Source organism: Streptomyces sp. Y1 (assembly GCF_041053115.1).
GTDB classification, from domain to species: domain Bacteria; phylum Actinomycetota; class Actinomycetes; order Streptomycetales; family Streptomycetaceae; genus Kitasatospora; species Kitasatospora rubellomurina.
The window spans coordinates 1,672,267-1,692,577 of the sequence record NZ_CP163445.1; the positions used below are offsets into that span (position 1 = coordinate 1,672,267).

Sequence of the window (20,311 nt, forward strand, 5' to 3'; positions counted from 1 at the left end):
TCGCACGGCGTTGGCTACAATAAGAGGCTGGCCACACCGGACACCGGACACCGGACACCGGACACCGGACACCGGACACCGGACACCGGACACCGGACACCGGACACCGGACCGGGCCGCTCCGCTGTTCGGCCTCTCCCCCGAGTGGGCGCTCGCCCCGGACGGCTCCCCCGTCGCCGACGCGCTGGTGCTCTCCCACCCCGTCCAGCTGGACCGGTTCCGCGCCTCCTGCCCCGAGGCGGCCGGGACGGCGGTGCTCGGCGGTGATCCGTGCTTCGACCGGATCCTGGCCGCCCGCCCGCGCCGGAAGGCGTTCCGCCGGGCGCTGGGGGTGCGCCCGGGCCAGCGCCTGGTGCTGCTGAACTCGACCTGGAACCCCACCTCCCTGTTCGGCGGCGGCGGAGGCGACGGCGGCGGCGACAGCGAGCAGGACGACGTCCTGGCGCTGCTGCTGCGCGCCCTGCCCGAGCTGCCGGTGGACGAGTACCGGGTCGCCGCCGTCCTGCACCCCAACGTCTGGCACGGCCACGGCCCCGGGCAGGTCCGGCTCTGGCTGGACGGCGCCGCCCGGGCGGGCCTGACCCTGGTCGATCCGGTGGCGGACTGGCGGCAGGCCCTGATCGCCGCCGACGCCGTGGTGGGCGACTTCGGCTCGGTCAGCTACTACGCCGCCGCGCTCGGCACCCCGGTGCTGGTCGCCGCGCCCGGCCCGACCGTCATCGAACCGTCCTCGCAGGTCGCCGAGTTCGTCCGCGAGGCGCCGCGCCTGGACCCGTACGGGCCGCTGCGGCCGCAGCTGGACGCCGCCCTGCGCGGCGGCCGAGTGCCGCCCGGCCCGGCGCAGTTGACCAGTTCCTGCCCCGGCGGGTCGGCCGCGCGCCTGCGGGCCCTGTTCTACGGGCTGATCGGCATCCCGGAGCCGGCCGCGCCCGCGCTGCTGGACCCGCTGCCGCTGCCCGCCCACCGGCCGGGTCTCGTCACCGCGCCGCTGCGGGTGCTCACCGAGGTGGGCGGCGGCGCGGTGACGCTGCGCCGGTTCGCCGCCGCCCGGTACGAGCCGGACGGCCCCGGCGACGGGCACCTGGCCGTGCACGAGGACACCCTGGACCCCGGCGCACTGGCCCTGGCCGACCTGATCGTCCAGCACACGCCGCCGGGCCTGGCCGAGGACCCGCGCCTGGGCACGCCCCGCCAGTGGGCGGCCGAGGCTCTGTCCCGGCACCGCTCCTGCGCGCTGGCCGTCCTGGTGACCGGGCCGGAGACCGGCACGGTGGTCGACCGGGCGGGCGGCGCCTGGGAGTTGAGCACCGCCGGTCTCGACCCGGCCGCGGCCGCCTCGGCCTGGCTGGCCCGGCGGGCGGCCCACGGCGAGCCGCCCGCCGAGCTGGCGGTCCGCGTCGGCGGCGCCGTCCACCGGGTGGTGGTCAGGCGGTCTTGATCGTGCCGCCGTCGATGACGTGGTCGGCGCCGTGGATGTTGGCGGCGCGCTCGGACAGCAGGAAGGCGACCAGGTCGGCGACCTCCTCGGGTTCGGTGAAGCGCCCCGAGGCGACGCCGAACTGCCCGGGCAGGGCCTCCAGCAGGTCGCCGTGGCCCACCCCGGACGCGGCGGCCACCTTGCCGCCGAGGCGGTCCGGGTCGGTCCACTGCGGACTGACCGTCAGGCCCGGGGAGACGGTGTTCACCCGGACCCCGCGCGGCGCCAGCTCCTCGCTGAGCCGCTTGCCGAACTGGGTCAGCGCGGCCTTGGCCTCCGCGTAGCCGACCGGCGCGCCGGCGGGCATGCGGGCGTTGATCGAGGAGATGTTCACGATCGCGCCCCGGCGCTCCAGGAGGCTCGGCAGCGCCGCCTTGGTGGTCCACATCGCGCTGAACAGGTTGAGGTCGAAGATCGTCTGCCACTGCTCGTCGTCGCCGTCCAGGAACCCGCCGATGGACATGCTGTCCGGGTCGCCCGCGCCGACGTTGTTGACGAGGAAGTCGATCCCGCCGACCGCGGCGCTCGCCTGCTCGACGACCGACCGCGCCCCGTCGCGGGTGCTCAGGTCGACGGACACCGCCGCGGCGGCGACCTCCGCCAGCTCGGGGGTGACGGTACGGGCCGCTCCCACCACCCGGACGCCCTCCGCGGCGAGGGTCCGCGCGATCGCGAGGCCGATGCCGCGACTCGCGCCGGTGACCAGCGCGGCCCTTCCGTTGATGCCGAGGTCCATGAGCTGCCCTTCTCGAATGACGGATTCTTGAACTTGAGGTCTAAAATTCGGGCGCGAAAAAGGGCCGCCGCAGCGGCCCGCGCGCCTCAGAGGCCGGCCAGGGCCGTGTCGATGATCCGGTACAGGACCGGCCGCTCGAAGGTCTTGGCCATCACGCGCAGCCCCGCGGAGGTGTTCTGGAGGAACTGCGCCTGCGCCCGGGCGTCGACGCTCCGGTCGACGTCACCGTCCAGCTTCCCCCGTTCGATGCGGGCGGCGAGCAGCTCGATCATGCGCTCCTCGATGCGGTGCGCCGCACGCGTGGCCTCCTCGTCCCGCCCGCCGAGTTCCTCGACGGTGTTCTGGGCCAGGCACCCGCGACGGACGGGCCCGTCCAGGTCCACGTCCACGAGCAGGACGAGGAACGCGCGGATGCGCTCCCTGGCGGTGCCCGGCCGCGAGAGCACCTCCTCGGTCAGCTCCGCGCCCATCCGGCCGTAGAGGTCCAGCGCCCTGCCGAACAGCTCCCGCTTGGAACCGAAGGAGTGGTACAGGCTGCCCTTGGCCACCCCGGTCGCCTCGGCGAGGTCGGCCGGGGACGTGCCGGCGTAGCCCTTGGTCCAGAACGTCTCCATCGCCCGTGCGACGACCACGTCCGGTTCGAAGTTCTTCGGCCTGCCCATGCCGTGACCGTAGCGAGTAGTTGACCTTGAGGTCAACTACTCGATCCGCGCGCGCGGTCCCTGCCGCCGGTCGGCTCGGTCCGCCCCGCCGGCGGGCTCAGTCCGTCCCGTCCGCCGCCAGGGTGCGCAGCACCGCCAGCGGCGCGAGGTGGAAGGTGGCGCCCTGGCGCTCCAGCAGGGTGCCGGCCTCGTCGAGCAGCGGCCGGGCGAGGGTGCCGTGGCCCTGCTCGATCAGCGCCTGGGCGAGGTCGGTGAGCGCCCGGGCAGTGTTGTAGCCCTCGCCGGTGCCCCGGAAGTACGCCACCGCCTCCTCCAGCGCGGCCCGCGCCCGGTCGAAGCGGCCGAGGCCGCGCAGTGCCCGTCCCCGGTGACGGCCGAGCAGGGCGCGGGCGCGCGGCAGGTCGGCGTGGCCGGTGTCCTCGGCGCCGATGCCGGCGAGCAGGGCGAGCGCGCGGTCGAAGCAGTCCAGGGCCTCGGCGTGGCGCCACTGCCGCAGCCGCAGCAGGCCGAGCGATTCGACGGCGGTGGCCCGGCCGCGCAGGTGTCCGTCCTTCTCCTCCGCGTCCGCGGCCAGTTGCAGGTGCCGCTCGGCCTCCTGGTACTCCTGCAACTCGACGAGGGCGAGCGCGAGTTGGCCGTGCATCCGGCCGGCCGTGCGGGGCGGTGTGCCGGGCGCGGCGGCGGCCCGGGCGCCGGCGCGCAGGGCGGGCAGCAGTTCGTCGTGCCGGCCGGCCTTGAGCTGGACGGCCCACAGCGCCTCGACGAGCTGGCAGACCAGCTCGGGCGCGGCGAACTCCTCGGCGGCGCGGACGGCTTCGACCAGGTTGGGCAGCTCGGCGCCGAGCGCCGCGAGCGCCCGCGCCTCGTCCGGGTAGCCGTCCGGGCCGAGCTCCGCGTACAGCGGGCCGAGGTGCCAGCGCTGGGGCAGGGCAGCGTAGTCGGCGGCGACGGCGAGGCGCAGCAGGGTGTCGACGGCGCGGGTGACGGCGGCGGCGCAGGCGGCGAGCCCGTCCTCGCGGACGGCCAGGGCCTCGGCGTGGCGGCGGACGACGGGGCGGTAGTGGTGCCGGCCGTCGACGGTGGTCTCCAGCAGCCCGGCGTCGGCGAGTTCGGCGAGGGCGGCGGCCGCGTCCGGCTCGGCGAGGCCGGTGGCGGCCGCGGCGGTGCGCGCGGTCAGGCCGGGCCAGGGGCGCAGGGCGCAGCGGCGGTAGGCGAGGGCGGCGTCGGGCGACAGCTGCCGGTAGCGGTCCTCGGCGGCGGCCTCGGCCGGGTCGGCGGGCCGTGCGCCCGGCGTGGGCCCGGCCGCGGGGGCTTCGGCCAGGCTCGGCGCGGCGGCCCGCAAGGCGAACGGGTAGCCGGCGCAGCGTTCCAGGACGCCGGGCAGGGCGGCCTTGGCGGCGGTGACGGCGGGCTTGCCCGCGAGCTCGGTGAGCAGGCGGCGGGCGTCCTTGTCGGCGAGTGGGCCGACCGGGACGGTCACGGCGTCGAGCCCGGCGAGCGGGCGGCGGGCGGTGATCACGGTGAAGACGCCGGCGGCGGCGGTGAGCAACGGCCGTACCTGGGCGGCGGAGTGGGCGTGGTCGAGGACGACCAGGAGGCGGCGGGTGGCGAGCAGGGCGCTGAACAGGTCGGCGCGGTCCTCGACGGTGGCGGGCACGTGCTCGGCGGGCACGCCGAGGCGGTGCAGGAAGCGGCGCAGCACGGTCGCCGGGTCGGCGGCGCCCTGCGGGCCGGCGGCGCGCAGGTCGGCGTACAGCTGGCCGTCCGGGAAGCGGGCGGCCTCCCGGCTGCCCCAGTGGATGGCGACGGCGCTGGTGCCGATGCCGTCCGGTCCGTGCAGCAGGGCCTGCCGGGGGCGGCCGTCCGGCTTGCGGCCGCCCTCCTTGTCGAGGGCGGCGAGCGGGCCCTTGCGGTCGGTGAAGTAGCGGGTGGAGGCGGGCAGCAGGCGCGGGACGGCGTCCGCGCGCCCGGGGTCGTCGGACGGCACACCGCTCATCCAGGCGGCGAGGGCCCGGGCCTGCGCCGGGTCGTTGCGGGCGCCCTCGACGAGCAGCCGGGCGACGGCCTCGCGCTCGCCGGCCCCGCTCGGCGCGACGATCTGGCGCCCGGTCGCCCGCTGCACCAGCCCGCCGAACGCCTCCCAGGCCCACTTCCCGGCCTCTCCCGCCATCGACGAACTGACCGCCCCCAACACCCCCGAGACCGCCGAGATCGACAGCGGATCGACCATGCCCCAACCCCCAGCACCACGCGCGGCAGGCCCCGGCCCTCCGCCTACGTCTCCTGACCCCGCCAACGGTAGCGTCTACGCTCAGCTGCGCGTTCGGCTTCGCCGGGAACGGCCGCCCGGGTGTGGGATGCTCTGCCGCGATCCGGACGCGTGCCGGTCATGTGGCCGGTGAGGTGGCCGGTCATACGGTCTGTCATTCGGTCTGTCAACGGGGGACGATCTTGCGAAGTGGGCTGCAACTGGCCGGGCGGTACCTGCTCCAGGACCAGCTGGGACGCGGCGGCATGGGCGAGGTGTGGCTGGGCCGGGACGAGCGGCTGCGCCGGCCGGTGGCGGTGAAGATCCTGCCGCTGGCCGCCGAGGCCGAGCGCGACGCCGTCGCCCGGTTCCGCCGGGAGGCGGAGATCGCCGCGAACCTCAACCACCCGGGCATCACCACGGTGTTCGACATCGACGAGCACGTCGAGGAGACCGGCCGCGCGCTGCTCTTCCTGGTCATGGAACTCATGCAGGGCCGCGACCTGCACGCGGAGATCGCCCGGCACCCGGGCGGCCTCCCGATCGAGCGGGTGACGGAGCTCGGCCGGCAGGTCCTGGAGGCCCTGGGCGCCGCCCACGAGCAGGGCGTGACGCACCGGGACATCAAGCCCGCCAACCTCTTCCTGCTGGCCGACGGCCGGGTCAAGGTCTGCGACTTCGGCATCGCCCGCCTCGCCGACGCCACCCGGATCTCCTCCACCGGCAGCATCGCCGGGACACCGCTCTACATGGCCCCGGAGCAGATCCAGGGCGGGCGCACCGACCAGCGCACCGACCTGTACGCCTTCGGCTGCGTGCTGTACGAACTGCTCACCGGCACGGCCTGGGTGGACACCGGCTCCGGGGTCGCCGCGCTGCTGTACCAGCACCTCAGCCGGCTGCCCGTGCCACCGAGCAGCAGACGCCCGGAGGTTCCGGAGCACCTCGACCGGCTGGTGCTGGGCCTGCTCGCCAAGGATCCGGCCGACCGGCCGGCGACCGCGGCGGCGGCCCTGGCGCTGCTGGGCGGGCCGGACACGTCGGGCGCGCCGAACGCCGAGCAGCCGCCCGTCGACGCCCCGCCCGTGGACCCCACTCCCCCGCCCGTCGACCCGACGCCGCCCGTCGACCCGACGCCGCCGGTCGACCCGACGCCACCCCCCACCGCGCCGGCCACGGCGGCGGACCCCGCCCCGCCGCGCCGCAGCGGCTGGCGGAGCACCGCGCTCATCGCTGCCGTGATGGTGCTGGCCACGGGCGCCACGATCGCCTACGAGGTCAGCCAGGGCTCCGGCTACCCCGACGTCAACTCGCCGCACAAGGACGAGACCCCGTCCGGGGCCCTCTTGACGCCGGGCGGGACGGCCAGGATCCCCTTCATCTACGACACCTCCGTGACGTCGGGCCGCGCCACCTGGGAGCGCGTCACCCTGGGTGTCGCCGTCACGTCCGTCACCCGCGACTCGGCGCCGAACACCCCGGCCGGCTTCGACGCCTACTGCGTCCGCTTCCGGCTGACCAACCTCGGCGGCAAGGACATGCCCGCCCAACTGCCGGTCGACGGCTGGGACCACGGCGCCGGCCCCGCCAACCAGTTCACCGGCGGCGTGCTGAGCCTCGTGTCCGACCAGATCGTCCGGGGCAGACCGGCCCTCCTGCTGGAGGGGGTGCTCGCGGACGGCAGCCTCACCAGCGAGGAGCACGCCACCGGCCCGCACCCGCCGACCTCCGCCGTCGAGTCCCCCGGCTGCCGGCCCCACGCCCCGGGAAAGCTCGCCCCCGGCCAGTCCGGCGACCAGGGCACGATCGTCCACGTCCCCACCGGGAGCACCCTGGTCGGCGCCCGCTGGACCGAGCCGACCACCGTGGTCGACAAGGACAGGGGCACATACACCGTCCAGTGGAACGCCTCGCCGACGTAGCGGCTCGGCGGGGCTGGACGGGACGGATGGCGAGGTTCCGGCCAAGGTTGCGCGCCATTCACCCCAGCTGACGGATTCACGGGATCGTCAGCTGGGCTTCGTGCTACAACCTTCGACGGGCCGCAACTCCCGTTGCCCGCCCGCCTGGTACCGCATGTCCGGTAGTCCCCGCGCCACACCTCACCTTGGGAGAGCCATGTCTTCCGCACGCATCCGCCCCGTCCGCCTGTTACTCGCCGCCCTGGCCGCCGCCGCCCTGCTGTTCTCGGGCGCGGTCACCGCGACCCCCGCGAGCGCCACCGCCAGCAGCCTCGACGGCGCCTGGGCCTGCAGCGTCCCGACCGGGTACGTCTACGACCAGGTGCAGATGAACCGCAACTGCAGCGGCGGCGGCAGCTGGGGCTCGCCGCAGTTCCACCTGCGGACCCCCGTCGACGGCCTGACGGCCTGCGTGAGTTCGCCCGGCTTCACCTACGACTACATCAGCTGGGGCTCCGCCTGCAGCCAGATCGCCGGGGTCCAGTCCAACCAGTACCACCTGCGCACGCCGTACAGCGGCCTCTGGTCCTGTGACGTCCCCGCCAAGTTCACGTACAGCGCGACCACCCAGAACCTCGACTGCGCCATCGTCCAGGGCGTCCCGACCACCAAGTTCCAGCTGCTCGGCTGAGCCCTCCGCGTCGAAGGAAGGGAGCAGGAAGTCGGCCCGGCCGACTTCCTGCTCCACCCGGGGGCGCGCACGCCGCGTCGAAGCTCGCCCCCTTCGCACTCCAGACGAGCAGCGCGTCGTCGAGCCCACCGCTGTTGAACAGTTGCACGCAGCAGAGCCTCATCAACTCGGTGTCTCCCTCACCCTGCGCCCGCCGCTCACGCTCGGTGTGCTCCGCGAGCAACGCGCGAACCTCGTCGAGCCGCGCACCACCGGGACGCAGCCCGAACCGCCGCAGGCTCTCGTCCTCGTCCATCCGTGGCCTCCCTCGATCGTCCGGCACCGACCTATCGTCCCGGAAGCCTCCCCACCTCGGAGGGGCGGTTGCGGTTGAGTCTCCGTTCGCCGTTTCCCTCCCAGGCGCGACCGGCAGCTGTCACATTGGACCGTGACTCGCTGGTCGGACTTGGGAGTTGGGATGAGCTCGGGGGACGGCACCGACCTGGTCGGAGCGGTGGTCGCGGCGTTGGCGCAGGCGGCGTCGAGCGCCGCAGGTGCGGCGGGGACCGCGCTCGGCACGGAGGCGACGAGCTGGGTGCTGCAGGGGCTCGGGCGGTTGCCGCGGTGGGCCCAGGCGGCGCAGCGGGTGGAGTCGGCGCCGGAGGACGATGCGGCGAGGCAGCAACTGGCGGATGCCGTGGGTGAGTTGCTCAGCCTGCAGCCGGAGTTGGCGGAGCGCCTGGCGGAGCGGCTCGCGGCGGGATTGCTGCCGACCGCATCGCCGCTGCCGCCCGCGCCACCGGCCGTCACGGTCGGCGAGGGTGCGCACATCGGCGGTGCGGGGCAGACTGCGGTGGGAGGTTCGGGGCACACCCTCGTCGGCGGGGACGTGCACAACAACGTGGTCAACAAGCGGGGCAGCACCGGCGTCGTCGTCGCGACGCTGATCGTGGTGGCAGCCCTGATCGCGCTCGGCATCCACTTCCTCGGCGGGTCCGGGTCCGACGCGTTCGCCGCACGTCTGCCCGACTCGGTGGAAGGTGACGCGCTCAGGGCTAGTTCCGCGAGCGATTGGGAGGCGACTCGGGCCGACCTCGTCAAGGGCGGCCTGGAGAACCCGCAGACAGCGGCCTACGGCATCGTTCCGGAGGTCTCCACCAGCATGGCGCTGGGCGGCGACGACCACGCGCCTCGCTGGGTCGTCTACCTCGGGGACGCGACGTCGACCTTCCAGCGGACGTTCGCCGAGTCGCAGAAGGAGCTGAGGAAGTTCGCCGCACACCCGGAGCAGGTCCCGACGTCACTCCCCGGAACGATGTACTGCTACACCCCCGAAACGAAGAACCCCAACGACGCGAGCGACCTCCGCATGCGGAGTTGCTCGTGGCTCGACGACAAGCACGCGATCATCGTCTACGGCCGGGGGAATGACACGAATCTCATGGCCGGCGTCATCGAGCGGATCTACCACGGCACCGAGCACTGAGGGGCTAGGCCCGCCACGACGAGTAGTCAACCGCCGGACGGAATGACGGATCCCATCCATTGCGTGCGGTAAATCAGCCTGATAGCTTCGAATGTGCTCGGCGGGGGGGTGCTTTCCCCTGCCGGGGACTGCACGACTTCTCGCGCCACTCCACCTGAGCAAGGGGAAGCATGCGTAAGTCAACAAGAGCCTTCGGCATCACCGCGATGGCGATCTGCGCCGGAATCATGGCCGCCTCCCCGGCGGCCGCGGACTGCGTCTCCATTTCGGGCACCTGCCCGAACAACGGCGGTTGGTACACCTCGTCCAACGTCCGGTACGTCTCCGGGTTCCTGAACTACATCGGGGCCTCCTTCAACTCGTTCCCGGACGGAATGCAGTTCTACATCATCGACTCCCACGGCACCTCACACGGCGTCATCAACGCCTCCAGCAGCTTCCAGTACCTGTCCTGGGGCGACGTGTGGGTCGGCGAGTCCTTCCAGAACCGGTACGGCAACGCCGGCTACGACTGGGCGGGCTACTCCTTCTCCGGGCAGGAAACGTACTGAGCCGCGGATGAAGAACCGTTCCTGCAGGCAGGCGGCGGCCCTCGCGGTTGCCGCCCTGTCCCTCGCCGCCTGCGGCACCGGCCCTGACCACGCCCGGGGGCCGAACCAGCCGGCCGTCGACGCCGCCGGTGCCGCCAGGGAGTTCACGGCCGAGGAGAAGAACCTCGCCCTCGCGCCGGGGCACTCCTGGCCCGCCGATCCCACGCCGAAATCCGTCGCCGACGACGGGCACGGCATCGTCTACCAGCCCGGGTACGGAACCACCCGCGCGGACCTCTTCTGGTTCTGCACCTGGGAACGGCGTTTCGTCGATCCCGGCACCTCCGACGCCGACCGGCAGGCGACGCTGAACACGATGCTGACCGTCCGCTCGACGTATTTCTACAAGAACTCGCTCGAACCGGCCGACAAGAAGTTCTTCGACGGAATCCTCGACAGCGCCGGCCTGGGCGACAATTCGAAAGTGCAGAACGACATTCGGAACTGCCCGGCGGACAGTCAATGATCCGTCGCCGTGCGCGAATTATCGCCGCGGTCTCGGTGGCCGCCCTCGTCGCCGTCGCATTCTCCGCCTGGCAGTTCCTCGGCCCCGCCGGCGATCCGCGGCCGTCGAGGGCGGCCGGCGGCTCCGGGCCGGCCGCGGCTCCCCCGCGGACGGTCGCGGTGACCAGGGGCGACCTGACCGAGGTCGTCACCCTGCACGCGGTCGTCAACGCGCTGCCCCAGTTCTCCGTCCTCGCGGCGGCACCCGGGCCGCTCGCGCGGACGGACGTCGGCCCGGGCCAGGCGGTCGCCGCGGGCCGGCCGTTGTTCACCAGCGGGGGCGTCGGCGTGGCCGCGCCGGCGGCCGGGACGTTCGTCAAGTGGCTGGTGGCCGAAGGGGCTCCGGTGAGTGCCGGGGTGCCGGTGGCCGTCGTGGCGTACCCGGGCTTCGCCGAGACGGCGTCGGTGCCGCCCGATGCCGCGTACCGGTTGCTGGACGGCCGGATCTCGGCGCGCGCCATGATCACCGGCGGGCCCGGGCCGTTCGACTGCGCGCTGGTCCAGGCGTACGCGGACGCCCCCGGCAACAGCAACGCCACCGGGGCCGGCCCGGCCGGCGTGCCGGTCGTCTGCGCGATCCCGCCCGAAGTCCCGGCGCTGGCAGGCCTGTCCGGGACGGTCGCGGTCAAGAGCGCGACGGCGAAGGACGTGCTCCTGCTGCCGGTGGAGGCCGTGGCCGGGGCCGCCGCCCACGGGGAGGTCAGCCGGGTCGACCCGCGCTCGGGCAGGGCGGAGGTCGTCAAGGTCGGCCTCGGGATCAGCAACGGGACCCTGATCCAGATCACCGAGGGCCTGGCCCAGGGCGACGTGGTGCTGGGCACGGCCCCGCCGCTGGATGCGCGGCTGCCGTGAGCGCACTGGTCGCCGAGGGCATCACGAAGACCGTCCGGCTGCCGTCCGGGGAGGAACTGGCGCTGCTGCGGGGCGTCGAGCTGAGCGTCGAAGCCGGGGAGTCGGTGGCCGTCCTCGGGCGCTCCGGCAGCGGCAAGAGCACGCTGCTCGCCGTCCTGGGCCTGCTCACCACGGCCGACCGGGGCAGGCTGTCGATCAACGGCCGGGACGCCTCGCGGCTCGGCGACCGGCAGCGCGCGGCGTTCCGCAACCGCGAGTTGGGGTTCGTCTTCCAGAACTACTCGCTGCTCGGCCACCTGTCGGCCGCGGAGAACGTCGCGCTTCCGCTGCGGCAGGGCGGCCCGTCCCTCTCCGGGCGCGAGGTCCGGGCCCGGACGGCGCACGCCCTGGAGGCGGTCGGCCTGGCCCACCGGGCCGCGAGCCGGCCGCGGCAGCTGTCCGGGGGCGAGCAGCAGCGGGTCGCGCTGGCCCGGGCCATGGTCCGCGGGCCCGGCATCATCCTGGCGGACGAGCCGACCGGGGCCCTGGACGCGGACACCGCCGACGAGGTGTTCCGGATGCTGGTCGAGACGTCCGAGCAGCGGGGCGGCGCGCTGGTCGTCGTCACCCACGACACCGCGGTCGCGCGCCGGCTCTCGCGCTCCGTGCGCCTGGTGGAGGGAAGGCTGGTTCCCGATGTGGCGCGCACGCCTGCTGGCTGACGCCGGCCGCGACCTGCGGGCCCACAGGCTCCGCACCTTCCTCAGCGCCCTCGGCCTGTTCGTCGGGGTGCTCGCCGTCGTCGCCGTCACGGCGATCGGCGCCGTCGTCGAGGACGTGTTCGTCGCCAACGCCGAGCAGCACGACGGCCGCCGGGCCACGGTGGGCGTGAGCCTGCCGCTGTCGGCCGTGAACGCGACGGTGCCCGGGATCGTCGACGTGCTGGAGCACCGGGTCCGCGCGGCCGGGGGCGACTACGCCCTCGTCGCGGCGGTGCAGGCCCAGGTGTCCGCCGACGCCGCCGCGACCCGCGCGACGGCGGCCGACGGGTTCCGGCCGCAGCGGATCTCGCTCGTGGCCGGCGACCTGGCCGCGATCAGGCGGCTGCCGGTGCTGGACGGCCGCTGGGCCGACTGGCGCCGGCCCTCCCTGCCGGGCGGGATCGTGGTGAACCAGGCGGGCCGCGACGCCTACGGAGGGGTGGGAACGGAGCTCTCGGTCCAGCCGAGCCCGCTCTTCGCGCCCTATCCGCAGCGGATCGTCGCGGTGATCGCCGACGGGCTGTCCGCGCCCGAGCTGTACCTGCCGCTCGCCACGGCCGCGTACCTGCAGCCCGGGGTCCTCCCGGCGGACACCACGGTCACCGTGCAGGTCCACGCCGCCCGCACCGGTGAGGCGGTGCTGCGGCAGGACCTGGGCGACGTCCTCGCCGACCTCGGGGTCGACGGCTCCGGGATCGAGATCCGCCGCCTGGACACCGTCGACGGCCTGCTGTCCTCCGTGCGGCGGACCCGGACCATGTTCGGGCTGGTGGCGGCCGTCCTGCTGGCGATCGCGGCGCTCGGGCTGCTGAACATCGGCCTGGCCACCGTCCGGGAACGGCACCGGGAACTCACGATCAGGCGCGCCCTCGGCTCCACCCGGGCGCGCATGTTCGCCCTGGTGCTGCTCTCGTCGCTGGCCGCGGGCCTGCTGGCCGCGCTCGCCGCGATCGGCGTCGGCGCCGCGACCGTGGCCGTCGTGATCCCGCGCTTCCTCGACCCCGCCGAGGCGATCAGCCCGCCGGGTTTCCCGGTCGGATCCGCGCTCCTCGGCCTGGCCGCCGCCCTGGCCGCGAGCCTGGCCGGCGGCCTCGCCCCGGCGATCGCCGCGGCCCGCGTCGACATGGCGCACGTCCTGCGCGAGTAGTCCCGGCCCCGCTGCTCCCCGCCCGGCCCGGCCGGGCGAACGGCCACCGGGACGTTACGGCGCCGGCTGCTCGCTGAGGGTGAACGTCCACAGCTGGGCGATCGCGTGACTCTCGGGCGCCACCGTGACCGGGCCCTTGCCGCCCTCCGGCGCCGTCCAGCACCAGTCCTGACCGTCCATTCGGATGCGGAACCGATCACCGGATGCCGGCTGGATCGTCCACGCGCCCTCGGGCCGCGCGATCGACGCCATCACCTCGCCGTCCCGGACGCGGACGTACGGGTACACGTCCTGGATCGACAGCCGGACACGACCGTCACCGTCCTCCGGCGACACCTCCCACTCCGCTCCGGTCAGGTTGCCGCGCGGCGTCACTTCGACCCGCTGGAACGCGATGCGGATCAGGCCGTTCACCCCCGCGGCCTCGCCGTTCACGGCACTGCGGATGACGTACACACCCGGGTCGAGAGCCATCAGGACAGTCTCCGTTCGTCGACAGGATTGTCGGGCCAACGAGTACCACCAACCTCCGCGGGCAGCCTCGCGAAGCGCCCGGCATTCGCCCCGAACGGGGAATATGACGCATCGTCACATGATCGCGCAGGGCGAAGCCGCGACGGGCCCGGCCAACGCGATGTCGGGTTTCCGCCAGCGCCGCTCCCGCCGCTCGGGGAGGGTCGAGTCGTTCGTCCGACACCCGCGAAAGGCACCGCTCATGCACGTCGTCCCCGGCCTCAAGGTCCTCTACTTCGGAACCCCGGTGGTGCTGATCAGCTCACGCAACGAGGACGGCACCGCGAACCTCGCGCCGATGTCCTCGGCCTGGTGGCTGGGCCAGTCCTGCATGCTGGGCCTCGGCAACAACGCCCAGACCACCGCGAACCTGCGACGGGAGGGCGAGTGCGTGCTCAACCTGCCGTCGTCGGCGATGGTCGACGCCGTCGACCGGATCGCGCTCACCACCGGGAAGCCGGCCATCGTGGACTACAAGGTGAAGCAGGGCTACCGCTACGAGCCGGACAAGTTCGCGGCGGCCCAACTGACCGAGCAGCCCTCGGACTTGGTCCGGGCACCCCGGGTCGCGGAGTGCCCGGTCCAGCTGGAGTGCCGGGTCGTCTCGGAGCATCCCTTCGGCGTCCCCGAGCCGCACGCCACCGCCTTCCAGGTCGAGGTCCTTCGCGCCCACGTGGAGGAGAAGCTGATCATCCCCGGCACGCACTACGTGGACCCGCTCGGCTGGGACCCGCTGATCATGAAGTTCTGCGAGTTCTTCGGCGGCGGCGCCAACGTCCACCCGTCCCGCCTCGCCGAGGGCTGGAACATGCCCCACCAACTCCCCTCGGCCACCGCCTGAGCAGGCACCCGGCGCAGATCCGCCGCGGCGGGGACTACACGGAACGGCCGTGGTCCGAGGCGGGTTCCGCGAGCGCCGTGGCGGGGACGGGATCGCCCGTCGAGCCGTGATCGGCGAACGGCGACGGCTGACGGGCCGGCGTCGGGCCGGCCCCGCCGCCGCGTGGTTCAGGGGTCAGGACGTGCCGGTGGTCGAGAGGGCGCCCAGGACGAATTTGTGCGTCCGTGCGGCTGCTTCGTCGATCGGGACGTGCTTGCCGTCCGGCGGGAAGAAGTCGACGACGCCGATCGCTCCGTAGTTGGCCCAGAAGCAGGTCGTCATGGGGAAGGTGTCGCTGACGTTCTGCTGGCACTTCACCACCGAGTCCTTGGTGGTGAAGGACTTGGGCTCGCCGACCGGCTTCCGGCCGTAGCCCTGGGCCAGGTGCATGGTGTGGGCGAAGACCTTGTCCAGCGAGGCGGCGGGGTCCGCGACCTTCTCGTACAGAGTCGTCCGGGTGGTGAGGTTCGGCACGGTCGCCCGCATCCCGCCCTTGCTGAGGGTGATGCGCGTCGCGCCGAAGCAGGAGACCATGCCGGACTCGGAGTCCATCTTGATTTCCGGCAGGTCGTCGTCGCCGGCGACCAGCATGTCCAGGTCGTTGCCGAAGTGGAATCCCCCGTTGCCCCTGTCGCAGGTCATACCGTCCAGCGCGGGCACCCTGATCGACTCGTACCGCGCTCCGGTGTCGGCAGCGAGCTTCTCCGCCTGCGGTGGAGCATCCTTCTTGTCCCCACCGCCCGACCCGCAGCCCGCGGCGAGCACGCCGACGGTTGTGACGGCGGCGAGAATCCCCCAGGTGTTCTTCATGGCCGATCTCCCCCGGTAAATGATCATGAAGGCATCCTAGGGGACTCCCGGGATGCCCCTGGGCGGTCGCTCGCAGACGGCCGTCAACGCCGGGCCTCGTCGGCGTCGTGGGCGGCGGCGTCGTGGGCGGCGGCGTCGTGGGCGCCCTGGGCGTCGCGTTCGGCGAACACTTCCCGGGCGGTGGCCAGGGCGTTGAGCGCGGCAGGGAACCCGGCGTAGGCGACGATCTGGATGATCGTCTCCACGGCCTCGGCGCGGGTGCCGCCGACGTTGAGCAGCCCGTGCAGGTGGACGCGCAGCTGGGGTGCGGCGCTGCCCAGGGCGGCCAGCGCCGCGACCGTGGCCACCTCGCGCAGCTTGAGGTCCAGCCCGGTGCGCGGGTAGACGTCGCCGAAGGAGAACTCCACCAGCAGCCGGCCGAAGTCCGGGGCGATCCCCGCCAGGGAGTCGACGACCTGCTGTCCGGCGTGCCCGTCGATCCGCTCCAGGGCCTCCAGCCCCGCGGCGTACCGCTGGTCCGAGGTGCGCTGCGGGTCGACCTGCGACGGCGCGGGGGTCGTGTCCAGGTCGGGGCGGGCGGCGAAGGCGGCCCTGGCGACGGCCAGGGCGTTGAGCGCGGCCGGGAACCCGGCGTAGATCGCGGTGTGCGTGATGGTCTCGACGATCTCGGTCGTGGTCACGCCGACGTGGAGGGCGGCGTCGATGTGGAACCGCAGCTGCGGCGCGGCGGTGCCCTTGGCCGTCAGCGCGGCGATGTTGGCGATCTGCCGCTGCGTCAGGGTCAGCCCGGGCCGGGTGTAGATGTCGCCGTACCCGAACTCGGCGGTCAGCCGGGCGAAGTCCGGGGCGATGTCGGCCAGGGAGTCCAGCACCCGCTCCCCGGCCGGTCCGGCCACGGTGCGCAGCACGGCGAGGCCCTTGGCCAAGCGGTTCTCGTCGGCGGACGAGGCAGTGGACGGGGCGGTGGACGGGGCGGTGGTGTCGGTGAGGGTCACGGTGGTCGTTCCTGTCGGGTCGGGGCGACGAGCTTCACATTACGAAACGTTCCGTAACGTGAGCCGAAGCTATGTCACCCGCATCGGACTGTCAAAACGGAACGTTCCGTCACGTCTGGGCTACGATGAAGCCATGACCGCCGAGCCCAACCCCGACCGCCGCAGCCAACGCGCCCGCCGCGCCATCCTGGACGCCACCTTCGAGCTCGCGGTGGCCAACGGCTACGCCAAGCTCACGATCGAAGCCATCGCCGCCCGGGCGAAGGTCGGCAAGCCCACCATCTACCGCTGGTGGCCCTCGAAGGGCGCGGTCGCCCTGGACGCGCTCAACGAACGGATCGGCCACACCACCGACTTCCCCGACACCGGCGACATCGCCGCCGACCTCGCCCACCAGATCACCGCCGTGGCCGCGATGTTCCTCGGCGACGTCGGGGCGGTCTACCGCGGCATCATCGGCGAAGCCCAGCACGACCCCGCCCTGAACGCCGCCGTGCGCGCCACCATCATCGAACCCCGCGCCCAGCAGTGCGCCGCCCGCCTGGACGCCGCCGTCGCCGCCGGCCAGCTCCGCGCCGACCTCCCGACCCGCAGCATGGTCGACCTGTTCTACGGCCCGCTCTACTACCGCTTCCTCCTCGGCGACCCGGCCGGCGTGCCCCGGACCCCGGACCTCGTCCCCAAGATCATCAACGGCCTCCGGCCCGCCTGACCGGCAGGGAGACGAAAACGTGAGGGCGCCATCGCCGCACGGCCTCTAAACTCCGGCCGTGAGTCCCCTACTTCTGGTGTTCGGATCCGCCACCGGCACGCTCGCGGGCTGCCTTGCGCGGGAGACCCACCGGGTGCACGTGATACGCAACCGCGGCGTCCGGACCGCCGGTTGGGTCGACCGCATCCGCACCGACACGGACGGGGACGGCGATCTCCAGCACTTCCCCGTGGTCCGCTTCGAACTCCCGGACGGCACGGAGATCGAGGCGGGAAGCGCCACCGGGATGCCGCGCTCCTGCTCGCTCGCCCCGGGCGACCCGGTGGAAATCGCCTACCACCCCCGCCGGCCCGAGAACATCGTCATCATCGGCTTCGACTGGCCCGCCAACCCCTGGGTCTTCGGCCTGTGCACCCTGCTGTTGGGCGGCTTCTCGGCAACCATGCTCTGGGACGGCTTCCACATGCCCTGACCCCGGTGGCCCTTCGCTCGGTGGAGCGAAGGGCCACCGGGGTCAGGGCATGTGGTGGTCGAACTCGCCGGCTTCGATCGTGTCAGCACGCGACCATGAACACCTGCGGTCAGAGCACCAGCTCAGACCGAGACCTCCTTCGGCGCATAGCGCAGCAGCACCACATCGCCCACTGTCCGGGCGTCGAGCAGCTTCATCCGGTGGGTGCTGCCACCAGGAAACTCGGCCGGGTGGACGAAGCGCGGTGCGCCGGCCTCACCGACCAGCAGCGGGGCCACGGCCAAGTGGATCTCGTCGGCCAGGCCGAGGCTCAGGAACTGGGTGTGGATCTGGCCGCCGCCCTCGACCATCAGGCGCTCCACACCACGGGCCGCCAGGTCTTCGAGCATGAGTCCGAAGTCCACCGTGTCGCCGGTGGAGACCACGTCGGCCAGGCCATCAAGGGTGTCGCACAGCTTCAGCGCCCCGGCGTCGGTCGTGTAGACGACTTTCTTGTCGCCGAAATGCCAGAACTTGAGGTCGCGGTCGAGGTCGCCGCTGGCTGTGACGGTGACCTTGAGCGGGTACTCCGGCTTCCCGGCCGCGATCCGAGCAGCCCGGCGCTCGTCACTGTTGACCAGCAGGCGCGGGTTGTCGATGCGCAGGGTGTTGCCGCCGATCAGGATGGCGTCCGACTCGGCCCGCACCTGGTCCACCCGGTCGAAGTCGTCCGCGTTCGACAGCAGCAGGCGCTGCTGCGAGGTGTCATCGATGTAGCCGTCGATCGAGGTGGCAACGCTCAGCAGGACGAAAGGGCGCTCGGCCATCATGGCTCCATTTCTCGCAGAGGGGACGGGCGATGCCGCCGGGACGATCACACTTCATGCAGGAGGACGCTGTCGAGGGCCTCGCGGAACCGGGTCACCGCCGCCACCGCTGACCACCGCTGCAACTGGCTGTCGAGCGAGGCCAGTTCCGCGAAAATCCGGGCAGATCCTGTGCTGATCCCAATGGACAGGGCCTCGACTGCGGTCAAGGCCGCCTGCTCGGGACCGATGGCGTGGAGCTGGGCTCCCGCCGACCGAGCCAAGTACACGCCACGGTCGCGGCGGAACGAGGCCGACAGCGCCCGAATCGCCCGATCGAACCCGGTGGCAGCGGCCTTGTACTGGCCCATGACGAGCAGGGACCTCGCCCGCTGGGCTTCGACGTAGCCCACGTCGAGCCAGTGCCCACGGCGGACTTCGGTGTCACTGGGCCGGGTCACCAGCTCCAGGGCCAGATCGTAGCCCCGCTGGCTGGCCAACCCGTCGCCCAGCAGGGCGTGCCCGTGCGCTCCGAAGACCGCGCCGAGGGCACCGAGCCTGCTGCCGGGCGTTGCCAGGCGCTGAGCCGACTCCGCCAGATCCACGGCCTCCTGGGGGTCCTTCATGTCACCGGCCAGCTGGGCCTTGCGGGCCGTGATGTAGACGGTCAGGTCGTGATCTGCAGCCGCCCCCGACCAGTCAACGGCTCGGTCAGCCCAATACTGAGCGGCCCGGTGGTCGCCGCTGTCCTGGTACAGCCAGCTGCAGAACTCGGCGTACTCGGCCTGGAGCTGCATCAAATCCTGGCGGTCGCGGCCGGAAGCGTCCCGGCGCAGCTGCTGGATCAGACGGACATGGTCCTGGGCTGTGGCGACGACGTTCCAGGGGCCGAGCACATTGTCGCAACCGACCAGCGACTTACGCAGTTGGCGCATGTTCTGCACCGGATTGACGTCAGGCGAGAGCACGACTGGCTTCGGCGGGGCAGTGGGGCCGGCGAAGGCGGACACCATCGCGGTACCAGCGGTTGCCGTAGCGGTGCGCAGTATGGCGCGGCGTGGCATGGTCACGAAGATGATCCTTCCGTCCGAGGTGCGGCAGCCCACTCTGACCTCGTCGCCCATCATGGCCATGGACGAGCCAACAGCAGCAGCCCCCTGCCCAGCATCGCCGGAGCCGAGACGTGCGGCGCCGGCATCCCCGAAGCCAGGCAGCTGCGTCAGTGGATTCCGGCCTTCGACTCGCGGGCGTGGCATCGGGCGCGCGGCAGGAAGCAGTTGATCCGACGTGGCAAAGAGTTTCCTCAACTCGACGGTGCTGATCTTCAGCAGCCGGGCCAGCTTCACCCACATCCACGGTTGCGGCTCGCCCCGGCCGCGCTCCCACCTCACCACCGTCGAACGGTGTACTCCCAGCTCATCAGCCAGGGTCTCCTGGGTGTAGCCGGCATCCTTTCGCCGCTGAGCGAGCTGTTCCCGCTTGACCGCCATCGGCTCCCGCCCTGTGCTTCGCCAAATCGCCTGCCCTGGCAACGCGCCAGGTCACGCCCAGGCATGCGCCTTGGATGCGACATCAATGCGCCAATTCTGCTCTGGCTCGCGCCGCTTGGACGCGGTTCTGTAGAGACCTACCGGATGAGGTCGGCCGAAGCATCCGGACTCCGCAATGACACGGGCCAGCGTCTGGGTCGACATCTTGGTTTCCGTCAACTGTCACCCCCAAGTCGCGATCTCGAACAGGTTGAACAGGATCGGGAGCCCACGCGGTACCCCCAGAGCGTAACCGAAGATTCACCGAGTGCACCGACGCGCTCGGGGCTCCCACCCATAGGTTCCTCCCCGGACTTCGGGGAGGTGCACCATCCGCAGCAGCACCATTGGAAGGAGCAGGAGTATGCCCGACACCATTCAGGTCGACCACCTGACGCGGCGCCTGGACCACTCGGTCCCGGACGGTGACTTCGTGCCGGAGGTGGGTGTCGAGTGCCTGACGCGGCGCCTGGACCACTCGGTTCCGGACGACGACTTCGCGCCGAAGGGAACCGAGATCTGATCTCGGTCCTGAACTAATGCCGCCTGGTTGGCGGTATGGCGGGTCGGCTCGACCGAACGGCCGAGCCGACCCGCCGCAG

Annotated in this window: 21 protein-coding genes; 13 read left to right on the plus strand and 8 right to left on the minus strand. The window is 72.7% G+C overall.

The window, feature by feature from the left end:
- Positions 1-10 precede the first annotated feature (10 nt).
- Complete coding sequence (locus AB2U05_RS07085; RefSeq protein ID WP_369182762.1) at positions 11-1,438, plus strand: hypothetical protein; 1,428 nt, start codon at positions 11-13, stop codon at positions 1,436-1,438.
- On the opposite strand, the gene AB2U05_RS07090 is transcribed toward AB2U05_RS07085, so the two are convergent.
- The 3 genes from AB2U05_RS07090 to AB2U05_RS07100 all read right to left on the minus strand — a co-directional run bounded on the left by AB2U05_RS07090 (position 1,425) and on the right by AB2U05_RS07100 (position 5,105).
- Entirely contained in the window at positions 1,425-2,213 is a 789-nt protein-coding gene (locus AB2U05_RS07090) for an SDR family oxidoreductase (RefSeq protein WP_369182763.1), read from the minus strand. The genes AB2U05_RS07085 and AB2U05_RS07090 overlap by 14 nt on opposite strands.
- 86 nt (positions 2,214-2,299) lie before the next feature.
- Positions 2,300-2,875 (minus strand): TetR/AcrR family transcriptional regulator, encoded by a 576-nt coding sequence (locus AB2U05_RS07095; protein WP_045711629.1) that lies wholly within the window; start codon positions 2,873-2,875, stop codon positions 2,300-2,302.
- Between the two features lie 97 nt (positions 2,876-2,972).
- Positions 2,973-5,105, minus strand: coding sequence for a tetratricopeptide repeat protein (locus AB2U05_RS07100; protein ID WP_369182764.1), 2,133 nt, complete (start codon positions 5,103-5,105; stop codon positions 2,973-2,975).
- 221 nt (positions 5,106-5,326) lie between these two features.
- On the opposite strand from AB2U05_RS07100, the gene AB2U05_RS07105 reads away from it, so the two are divergent.
- The 8 genes from AB2U05_RS07105 (at position 5,327) to AB2U05_RS07140 (ending at position 13,013) form a co-directional block, all read left to right on the plus strand.
- Positions 5,327-7,045, plus strand: a complete 1,719-nt coding sequence (locus AB2U05_RS07105; protein WP_369182765.1) for a serine/threonine-protein kinase — start codon at positions 5,327-5,329, stop codon at positions 7,043-7,045.
- 196 nt (positions 7,046-7,241) lie between these two features.
- Positions 7,242-7,715, plus strand: coding sequence for a hypothetical protein (locus AB2U05_RS07110; RefSeq protein WP_052706967.1), 474 nt, complete (start codon positions 7,242-7,244; stop codon positions 7,713-7,715).
- Between the two features lie 457 nt (positions 7,716-8,172).
- Positions 8,173-9,180 carry a hypothetical protein gene (locus AB2U05_RS07115; RefSeq protein ID WP_369182766.1) on the plus strand — a complete coding sequence of 336 codons (1,008 nt, stop codon included), beginning with the start codon at positions 8,173-8,175 and terminating at the stop codon, positions 9,178-9,180.
- A gap of 170 nt (positions 9,181-9,350) precedes the next feature.
- The gene (locus tag AB2U05_RS07120; RefSeq protein WP_157882198.1) at positions 9,351-9,731 is read left to right on the plus strand and encodes a hypothetical protein; all 381 of its coding nucleotides are present in this window, start codon (positions 9,351-9,353) and stop codon (positions 9,729-9,731) included.
- Between the two features lie 7 nt (positions 9,732-9,738).
- Positions 9,739-10,236 (plus strand): hypothetical protein, encoded by a 498-nt coding sequence (locus tag AB2U05_RS07125; protein ID WP_045700610.1) that lies wholly within the window; start codon positions 9,739-9,741, stop codon positions 10,234-10,236.
- Positions 10,233-11,126, plus strand: coding sequence for a hypothetical protein (locus AB2U05_RS07130; protein ID WP_369182767.1), 894 nt, complete (start codon positions 10,233-10,235; stop codon positions 11,124-11,126). Before AB2U05_RS07125 ends, AB2U05_RS07130 begins: the two co-directional genes overlap by 4 nt.
- Entirely contained in the window at positions 11,123-11,827 is a 705-nt protein-coding gene (locus tag AB2U05_RS07135) for an ABC transporter ATP-binding protein (RefSeq protein ID WP_369182768.1), read from the plus strand. The genes AB2U05_RS07130 and AB2U05_RS07135 overlap by 4 nt, the downstream gene beginning before the upstream one ends.
- A complete protein-coding gene (locus AB2U05_RS07140) occupies positions 11,802-13,013 on the plus strand; it encodes an ABC transporter permease (protein ID WP_369182769.1) in 1,212 nt (403 codons plus the stop codon). The genes AB2U05_RS07135 and AB2U05_RS07140 overlap by 26 nt, the downstream gene beginning before the upstream one ends.
- A 54-nt stretch (positions 13,014-13,067) precedes the next feature.
- Here AB2U05_RS07140 and AB2U05_RS07145 read toward each other — a convergent pair whose 3' ends face one another.
- Positions 13,068-13,487 (minus strand): hypothetical protein, encoded by a 420-nt coding sequence (locus AB2U05_RS07145; protein ID WP_369182770.1) that lies wholly within the window; start codon positions 13,485-13,487, stop codon positions 13,068-13,070.
- Between the two features lie 241 nt (positions 13,488-13,728).
- On the opposite strand from AB2U05_RS07145, the gene AB2U05_RS07150 reads away from it, so the two are divergent.
- Positions 13,729-14,367, plus strand: a complete 639-nt coding sequence (locus AB2U05_RS07150; RefSeq protein ID WP_369182771.1) for a flavin reductase family protein — start codon at positions 13,729-13,731, stop codon at positions 14,365-14,367.
- Positions 14,368-14,541: 174 nt separating this feature from the next.
- Here the strand turns inward: AB2U05_RS07150 and AB2U05_RS07155 are convergent, their stop codons facing one another.
- Positions 14,542-15,216 carry a hypothetical protein gene (locus AB2U05_RS07155; protein WP_045700623.1) on the minus strand — a complete coding sequence of 225 codons (675 nt, stop codon included), beginning with the start codon at positions 15,214-15,216 and terminating at the stop codon, positions 14,542-14,544.
- An 83-nt stretch (positions 15,217-15,299) separates the two neighbouring features.
- Positions 15,300-16,211 carry a carboxymuconolactone decarboxylase family protein gene (locus tag AB2U05_RS07160; RefSeq protein ID WP_369182772.1) on the minus strand — a complete coding sequence of 304 codons (912 nt, stop codon included), beginning with the start codon at positions 16,209-16,211 and terminating at the stop codon, positions 15,300-15,302.
- A gap of 133 nt (positions 16,212-16,344) precedes the next feature.
- On the opposite strand from AB2U05_RS07160, the gene AB2U05_RS07165 reads away from it, so the two are divergent.
- Both AB2U05_RS07165 and AB2U05_RS07170 read left to right on the plus strand, forming a co-directional pair.
- The gene (locus tag AB2U05_RS07165) at positions 16,345-16,923 is read left to right on the plus strand and encodes a TetR/AcrR family transcriptional regulator (RefSeq protein ID WP_369182773.1); all 579 of its coding nucleotides are present in this window, start codon (positions 16,345-16,347) and stop codon (positions 16,921-16,923) included.
- A 58-nt stretch (positions 16,924-16,981) separates the two neighbouring features.
- Complete coding sequence (locus AB2U05_RS07170) at positions 16,982-17,395, plus strand: DUF3592 domain-containing protein (protein ID WP_369182774.1); 414 nt, start codon at positions 16,982-16,984, stop codon at positions 17,393-17,395.
- A gap of 122 nt (positions 17,396-17,517) precedes the next feature.
- Here AB2U05_RS07170 and AB2U05_RS07175 read toward each other — a convergent pair whose 3' ends face one another.
- Together AB2U05_RS07175 and AB2U05_RS07180 are read right to left on the minus strand one after the other, a co-directional pair.
- Entirely contained in the window at positions 17,518-18,204 is a 687-nt protein-coding gene (locus AB2U05_RS07175) for a RibD family protein (RefSeq protein WP_369182775.1), read from the minus strand.
- A 44-nt stretch (positions 18,205-18,248) separates the two neighbouring features.
- On the minus strand, positions 18,249-19,670 hold the full coding sequence (locus AB2U05_RS07180) for a helix-turn-helix transcriptional regulator (RefSeq protein WP_369182776.1): 1,422 nt from the start codon (positions 19,668-19,670) through the stop codon (positions 18,249-18,251).
- A 403-nt stretch (positions 19,671-20,073) separates the two neighbouring features.
- Between AB2U05_RS07180 and AB2U05_RS07185 the strand changes: the two genes are divergently transcribed.
- On the plus strand, positions 20,074-20,232 hold the full coding sequence (locus AB2U05_RS07185; protein ID WP_157882201.1) for a hypothetical protein: 159 nt from the start codon (positions 20,074-20,076) through the stop codon (positions 20,230-20,232).
- Positions 20,233-20,311: the final 79 nt, after the last annotated feature.

Coding starts and splice junctions, on each gene's coding strand:
- AB2U05_RS07090 (WP_369182763.1), bottom strand. CDS start 2,213: ATGGACCTCGGCATCAACGGAAGGGCCGCGCTGGTCACCGGCGCGAGT.
- AB2U05_RS07095 (WP_045711629.1), bottom strand. CDS start 2,875: ATGGGCAGGCCGAAGAACTTCGAACCGGACGTGGTCGTCGCACGGGCG.
- AB2U05_RS07100 (WP_369182764.1), bottom strand. CDS start 5,105: ATGGTCGATCCGCTGTCGATCTCGGCGGTCTCGGGGGTGTTGGGGGCG.
- AB2U05_RS07110 (WP_052706967.1), top strand. CDS start 7,242: ATGTCTTCCGCACGCATCCGCCCCGTCCGCCTGTTACTCGCCGCCCTG.
- AB2U05_RS07115 (WP_369182766.1), top strand. CDS start 8,173: ATGAGCTCGGGGGACGGCACCGACCTGGTCGGAGCGGTGGTCGCGGCG.
- AB2U05_RS07120 (WP_157882198.1), top strand. CDS start 9,351: ATGCGTAAGTCAACAAGAGCCTTCGGCATCACCGCGATGGCGATCTGC.
- AB2U05_RS07125 (WP_045700610.1), top strand. CDS start 9,739: ATGAAGAACCGTTCCTGCAGGCAGGCGGCGGCCCTCGCGGTTGCCGCC.
- AB2U05_RS07130 (WP_369182767.1), top strand. CDS start 10,233: ATGATCCGTCGCCGTGCGCGAATTATCGCCGCGGTCTCGGTGGCCGCC.
- AB2U05_RS07140 (WP_369182769.1), top strand. CDS start 11,802: ATGTGGCGCGCACGCCTGCTGGCTGACGCCGGCCGCGACCTGCGGGCC.
- AB2U05_RS07145 (WP_369182770.1), bottom strand. CDS start 13,487: ATGGCTCTCGACCCGGGTGTGTACGTCATCCGCAGTGCCGTGAACGGC.
- AB2U05_RS07150 (WP_369182771.1), top strand. CDS start 13,729: ATGCACGTCGTCCCCGGCCTCAAGGTCCTCTACTTCGGAACCCCGGTG.
- AB2U05_RS07155 (WP_045700623.1), bottom strand. CDS start 15,216: ATGAAGAACACCTGGGGGATTCTCGCCGCCGTCACAACCGTCGGCGTG.
- AB2U05_RS07165 (WP_369182773.1), top strand. CDS start 16,345: ATGACCGCCGAGCCCAACCCCGACCGCCGCAGCCAACGCGCCCGCCGC.
- AB2U05_RS07175 (WP_369182775.1), bottom strand. CDS start 18,204: ATGATGGCCGAGCGCCCTTTCGTCCTGCTGAGCGTTGCCACCTCGATC.
- AB2U05_RS07180 (WP_369182776.1), bottom strand. CDS start 19,670: ATGGCGGTCAAGCGGGAACAGCTCGCTCAGCGGCGAAAGGATGCCGGC.
- AB2U05_RS07185 (WP_157882201.1), top strand. CDS start 20,074: ATGCCCGACACCATTCAGGTCGACCACCTGACGCGGCGCCTGGACCAC.